Source organism: Ideonella sp. P3_A4 (assembly GCF_056403075.1).
On sequence record NZ_JBFUGE010000383.1, the window covers coordinates 1 to 5,823 of the forward strand.

The 5,823-nt window shown below is 66.0% G+C and carries 8 protein-coding genes; 3 read left to right on the forward strand and 5 right to left on the reverse strand.

Annotation, left to right across the window (positions count from 1 at the left end; translation table 11 throughout):
• Positions 1–215: hypothetical protein (locus AC1DYI_RS24665; RefSeq protein WP_477206773.1), on the forward strand; the 215-nt coding region annotated here is incomplete at its 5' end.
• 35 nt (positions 216–250) lie between these two features.
• Here AC1DYI_RS24665 and AC1DYI_RS24670 read toward each other — a convergent pair.
• The 5 genes from AC1DYI_RS24670 to AC1DYI_RS24690 all read right to left on the reverse strand — a co-directional run bounded on the left by AC1DYI_RS24670 (position 251) and on the right by AC1DYI_RS24690 (position 4,372).
• Positions 251–382, reverse strand: coding sequence for a hypothetical protein (locus tag AC1DYI_RS24670; RefSeq protein ID WP_477206774.1), 132 nt, complete (start codon positions 380–382; stop codon positions 251–253).
• A gap of 166 nt (positions 383–548) precedes the next feature.
• On the reverse strand, positions 549–1,103 hold the full coding sequence (locus AC1DYI_RS24675; RefSeq protein WP_477206775.1) for a DUF1003 domain-containing protein: 555 nt from the start codon (positions 1,101–1,103) through the stop codon (positions 549–551).
• A gap of 63 nt (positions 1,104–1,166) precedes the next feature.
• Positions 1,167–2,069, reverse strand: a complete 903-nt coding sequence (locus AC1DYI_RS24680; RefSeq protein ID WP_477206776.1) for an OmpA family protein — start codon at positions 2,067–2,069, stop codon at positions 1,167–1,169.
• Positions 2,066–2,473, reverse strand: coding sequence for a DUF4398 domain-containing protein (locus AC1DYI_RS24685; protein ID WP_477206777.1), 408 nt, complete (start codon positions 2,471–2,473; stop codon positions 2,066–2,068). Before AC1DYI_RS24685 ends, AC1DYI_RS24680 begins: the two co-directional genes overlap by 4 nt.
• Before the next feature lie 195 nt (positions 2,474–2,668).
• Complete coding sequence (locus tag AC1DYI_RS24690; protein WP_477206778.1) at positions 2,669–4,372, reverse strand: hybrid sensor histidine kinase/response regulator; 1,704 nt, start codon at positions 4,370–4,372, stop codon at positions 2,669–2,671.
• Positions 4,373–4,763: 391 nt separating this feature from the next.
• On the opposite strand from AC1DYI_RS24690, the gene AC1DYI_RS24695 reads away from it, so the two are divergent.
• Positions 4,764–4,949 (forward strand): hypothetical protein, encoded by a 186-nt coding sequence (locus AC1DYI_RS24695; protein WP_477206779.1) that lies wholly within the window; start codon positions 4,764–4,766, stop codon positions 4,947–4,949.
• Positions 4,950–5,178: 229 nt separating this feature from the next.
• Positions 5,179–5,823, forward strand: a 645-nt coding sequence (locus tag AC1DYI_RS24700) for a Crp/Fnr family transcriptional regulator (RefSeq protein WP_477206780.1), incomplete at its 3' end; no start/stop codon positions are given.

Genomic DNA, 5,823 nt, shown 5'->3' on the forward strand with positions numbered 1-5,823 from the left:
CTGTGCCCGCGCTCGTCCACTACGCGCTCACCGCGCACGGCCGCTCGGTGCTGCCGCTGGCGGAGGAAATCCGTCGTTGGGGCATGGCTCATCAAGCCGCGCACGCAAGCCATGTTCAGCCGGACGGCGTGGTCGACGTGCGCGCAGTTTGCGACGCGGCGCTGCCCCTGGCGACCAGGTCGGCAGCACACAAGGTCGGCGCACCGACCAAGTAGCGGCTACGCGAGGCGCCCCTCGGGCTAAGGAGCCGCTACCTCTTTTGCCGCGGAGCCACCACCGTTGGATCCAGCGTGGTGGTCACTGCGGTCGCCGGCGGCTTGGGCACCGGTACCGCCTGCTTGGGCTTCTTCGATTCCTTGTTGCCGTGTTGGCGCTTGCTCATGTCATCTCCTTCAGTGGACGGGATCAGGCAGTTCTTTCAAAAAGCGCGGCCCGAGCACTCGACGTGGGGCCAACGCGACGAGGCTAAGGGCTCGATGGGCCAGCGTCTGTCTGTTGGCGTACCCAGCGGGGCCGCTCTTCAAAGCGGTGGGCGGCCGCCGCATGGCTCAACTCGGTTCCCTCGATCGCAGCAGATCTTGCAGCAGCGCCAGTTGCTGGCTTTGCATCGCCAGCAGCTCATGCCATTGGCCTTCGCGCAGCTGATCGATCTTGTCGTGCAGCAGCATGATCTCGAGCTCGGCCTTCAGGTTCACCTCGTAGTCGTGCTCGGCGTTCAACCGGTCTTTCTCTGACTGCCGGTTCTGCGACATCAGGATGATCGGCGCCTGGATCGCTGCCAGCATCGACAGGAACAGGTTGAGCAGGATGTAGGGATAGGGATCGAAGCTCGCCCCTTGTCGCGCCAACACCCAGGAGTTGAGCACCACCCAGACCACCATCGTGAAGCCAAACAGCGCGATGAAGACCCACGAGCCGCCGAAGCGTGCCACCGCGTCGGCAGCGCGCGCGCCAAGCGTCGAGGCGGCGCCCAGTTCCGGCGGCAGAACTCTGGCGATGTGGCGTCGTTCGGCCACGTGGCGAGCCACTTTCTGAGTGCGCTCGTCCAGCGTGGCGTAGGGCACGCCGAGCAGCTTGGCGGCGATTTCGTGGGCGCTTCGCATGGGGTTGGTGGCGGCCGCGGCGCTGGCTGTTGAAGCAAGCGCCGCGGTCGTGCCGCGCAGGTGCTATCGCGCCTTCACCATGCCGTCATCGCCTGACAGCACGATCTCGACACGGCGGTTCATCTGGCGACCTGCCGCTGTCATGTTGCTGGCCACCGGGTAGGCGTCTCCATACCCGCGTGTGCTCAGCCGCCCGGCGACCACCCCTTGGTCGACGAGCGCGTCGCGCACCGCCATGGCACGCCGTTGCGACAGATCGACATTGGCGTCTTGATTGCCCTGGCTGTCGGTGAAGCCCTCGATCAGCGCCGTGCGCTTCGGGTACTGCTTGAAGAATGCGACCAGCTTGCTCATGTCGCGTTGACCGGCTCCGCGCATCTCGGCGCGGTTGGTGTCGAACAGCACGTCGCCGAGCGAGACGATATCGCCGCGATCGGTCTGCTTGGCGTTCATGTCCCTGAGCTGGATTTCCAGGTCGGTTGCGCGCGCCTTGTCCTGCACGGCGCCGGCCTTCACCACCGCGAGCTCGACGGTCTTGTCCTGCGTGGTCTGCCGGGCAACTGCCACGGCGATGCGGGCTCGGTCGGTCTCGTCACGCGCCTTGGCAGCATCGGCGCCAGTCTTGGCCGTCGCGCTGACCTTCTCCCAGGTCTTCGTGGACGAGGTTTCGCGGGCGATTGCCACCCGCTGCTGCGCCAGGTAGGCCAGATGGTCGACAGTGCCCTGCTTTTCGCGCTTCGTCCACGCCGCATCGGCCGTTCTCAACGCCTCGCCGGCCTGCGCCATCTCGGTCGGCGCCATCAGCGTGGACTGCGGGTCGGCCTGCAAGGCGCTGTAGCTGGCATGGGCGCGGTCCAGGGTCGGGTTCGGCTCGGCCACGGTGCTGCAACCAGCCACCAAGGCGATGACGGCGGCGCTCGCCAGCAGGCTGCGCATGGGCCATGTATTCATTGAGGGCGTGTTCATTGGATACCTCCTGAAACCGGGCGACCGGCCTTGCGTTCAAGCTCTTCACGCTGCGCACGCGCGTCAAGTTGCGCTGCATCGGCCGCGGTGCGGGCCTTGGTCGACTGCGTCTTGGCAATCGCGAGCTGGGCATCGGTGTGGGCTTGCTCCGAGAAGCGCAGCGCCACGTCGTAGTCCTTGTCGGCCATGGCCTTGCGGGCTGTCGCCAGCTTGTCGTTGGCCAGGCGCAGCTCGGTCGGGGCATAGGCCTGTGCTCCGGCGGTATTGGCCGCTTCGACCGAGGCCGTGGCCACGGTCATCTGAACGGTGGGCGGCGGTGAGGTGGACGCGCAGCCAGCGATGGCGAGCGTCATGGCGCCGGCCACAGCCAGCGCGATGGGCGACAGCAGGTATCGGGATGTCATTGAAGACTCCTCGTTGGGATTGGTGGACGGGGTGCCCGGCGACAAAGCGAGTTGTCGATGCGGGCAAGTAGACGGCGGCTGCACCCGTGAGGCAGACGTGGCCCAGCGAGCGCTGTCAGTCTGGCGCCGCTGACAGACCAGACTGAGGCCTGCGCCGGTGCGCGTCTGTCTGCCACCGCACCCAGGCGCTGTGGCTCAGGCAGACAGGGCCTGGATCAAGCTTGCGGCGTTGGCCGGCTTGACGAAGTGTTGATCGAAACCGGCGTCCCGAACCGCCTGTCGCTCCTGCTCACCGTCTGAACCCGTCAGCGCAAACAGCAGCGTGGCGGTGCCGTGCGTGTGCATGCGCAGGCGGCGCGCAACCTCGCAGCCGTTGATGTCGGGCAGATCGAGGTCGAGGATGACGACGTCGGGTTGCGCCCGCGCCACTTCGTCGAGCGCTGACTGGCCGGTGAACGCCAGCGCGACCGAGTGCCCTTCAGCTTCCAGCAAGGCCTGCATCGACTCGGCTGAGTCGCAGCTGTCGTCCACCAGCAGCACGCTTCGCTTGATGACCCGGGTGGGCGCGATGCGTTGCACGATCTCTTCCACCGCCGGGCCGTCGGCCGCTGGCAAGGTCACCACGAACTCGCTGCCATGGCCCAAGCCGTCGCTGTAGACCGAGACCCGGCCACCGTGCAGTTCCACCAGGCTGCGGACCACCGACAAGCCGATGCCCAACCCGCCATGGTCGTTCGCAGGCGATTGCTCGTGCTGGACGTAGAGATCGAACACCGAGCCGATCAAGGCCGGTGCGATGCCCATGCCCTCGTCGCGGATCGAAATGGCGACCTCGCCGTTGTTGTTGTCGGGGCGCACACCGATCTCGATCACCCCGTCTGCCCGGCTGAACTTGGCGGCGTTGTGCAACAGGTTGCTGAACACCTGGGTCAGGCGCACCGTGTCGCCCTGCACCCACACCGGGCCGGTAGGGCCCTTGTGCCGCACGCAAAGTCGGTTGGTGTCGATCAACACCTGGTTGGCATCGACGGCCGATTCGATCACCTCGCCAATCCGGATCGCATCCGACTGCAGGCGGAGCTTGCCAACGTTGATGCGCGAGACGTCGAGCAGATCGTCGACCAGACGCGCGATGTGGTTGACCTGGCGCTCGATGACGGCAACCGCATTCAGCTCGGCAACAGGCCCGCCGGCACGCTGCAGCGCCAACAGGGCCGTGGCCGCCCGGATGGGCTGCAAGGGGTTGCGAAGCTCGTGCGACAACATCGCCAGGAACTCGTTCTGGGCCCGCGACGAGCGAAGCAACTCCAACTGCTCGAGCTTGCGGCCGGTGATGTCGTGCGAGACGCCGGCGAAGCGTGGCCATGGCCCGGCGTGCCCGACGACGAGCAGTGCCTTCTCGGCAATCCAGCGTTGCGCGCCCGAGCACAGCGTCGTCCGGTATTCCAGGTCATAGCCTTCGCCCAGCCCCAGCTGGGCAAACGAAGCCTGCAACAGGTGCTGATCGTCAGCATGGACGGTCCGCAGCCACTGCTGCGAATCGGCATACAGCGCGCCGGCATTGCGCAGCCAGTCGCGTTCGTAGGCGGGGCTCACATAGAGAAAACGGTCGCTGTGCGGCTCGTAGACCCAGAGGACATCGGTCAGCGTCGCGGCCAGTTGGTGAATCGGCTCGGTGCTTGCATTGATGCTCAGCGCAACCGCCTGCGACGGACGGGTCGGCGCGCCTGCCAAGAGCAGGGCCCGAAGCCCTGGTGCCGGGCGCCGGGCTCGCAGCGCCGCCCAGCCCAGGCTGTGCAGGCCGGCCTGAAAACCGGTCGCGCTTGCGACCGCCGTGCATTCCAGCCTGTCCGATGAATCGGTGGTGGGTGGAAATCGCAATGGGATCGAGATCGACATGGTGCACCTGCGCTTGCTTGATGGGGGGCCGCACAGTCGCGGATCAGCTCGTGATGTTTCTCAAGGAAACGATGGGCCGCTCCCGAGTTCCTTGATCCCCTCGGGGGCGGACTCGGCTTGCCGAGTCCTGGGGCATTCATAAGCCATGGGTCGAGGCCGGGGCGCTTGGCTTGAACGCAACCGCAGCCTTTGGGGCTATCCTGCGTTGCCACCACAGCGGTTTTCTGTGCGCTGTCGCACAGACGCAGACGCCGGCTCTCAAATAGCTTGCTGACCAATGGCCACCAAGGAACCCAGCCGCAGTACGAGCAGTACGACGCGCCGGCAGAGCGCGGGTCGCAAGCTGGCCTCGCGCCTGCTGACGGATGCCTGGTTCGGCGCAGGAGCCCCCATGACGATCCAGCAAGACATCGACGCCCTGCGGATTCGCATCGACAAGGTCCAGGCCGAGTGCGATGCCTGGCGCGTGGCCGGGACGAAAGAAAAGTACCTCGAGGCCTTTTTCCTCGTCGAGGCGCTGACCTTGCAGCTCGACGAGTGCCTGAAGCACCTGAAGGACGAACTGCCGACCCCATGACGCGGCAGCATCTCTCTCGCTGAGCAGCACGGATCGGCTGGCGTACCGGGCTCCAGGCGTCTTGCCATGGCGATGGCCTCAGCCGCTCGACCGGCTCCTGCCGCTCCTGGCGGCCAAGTCTGTTCGTTGGTGAACATATGGAGTACGCTGAAGCTTCTTCATTCGGCGTGCGCCGCCGGTCCTGCCCGGTTGGCGCCTGCCTGACTGCTGTTTCACCGGCCGGACCTTCATGAACGCACAGACCGATCCCCGTCGGAATCAGCTGCTGGCCGCGCTGCCCGAAGCTGAATGGCAACGCTGGCTGCCGCAGCTGGAATGGGCAGATCTGCCGCTCGGCCAGGTGATGTACGAGTCCGGTCGGCCCTTGAGCCACGTGTACTTTCCCACCACCGCGATCGTGTCGCTGCTKTAYGTGATGGAAGACGGCGCGTCGGCGGAGATTGCCGTGGTYGGCAACGARGGCATCGTCGGCATYTCGCTGTTCATGGGCGGTGRSTCCACSCCCAGCCGCGCGGTGGTGCAAAGCGCAGGCGAAGGTTTTCGCCTGAAAGCCAGTTTGATGAAGGAAGARTTCAACCGCGCCGGCCCGGTGATGCACGTGCTGCTGCGCTACACCCAGGCCCTGATCACSCAGATGGCGCARACGGCCGTCTGYAACCGCCACCATTCGCTCGAYCARCAGCTGTGCCGCTGGCTGCTGCTGAGCCTGGACCGGCTCGAAGGCACCGAGCTGGTGATGACGCAGGARCTGATCGCCAACATGCTGGGCGTGCGCCGCGAAGGCGTCACCGARGCAGCGTTGAAKCTGCAGAAGCTCGGCCTGATCAGCTACGCGCGCGGGCRCATCAAGGTGCTGGATCGCCCCGGCCTGGAG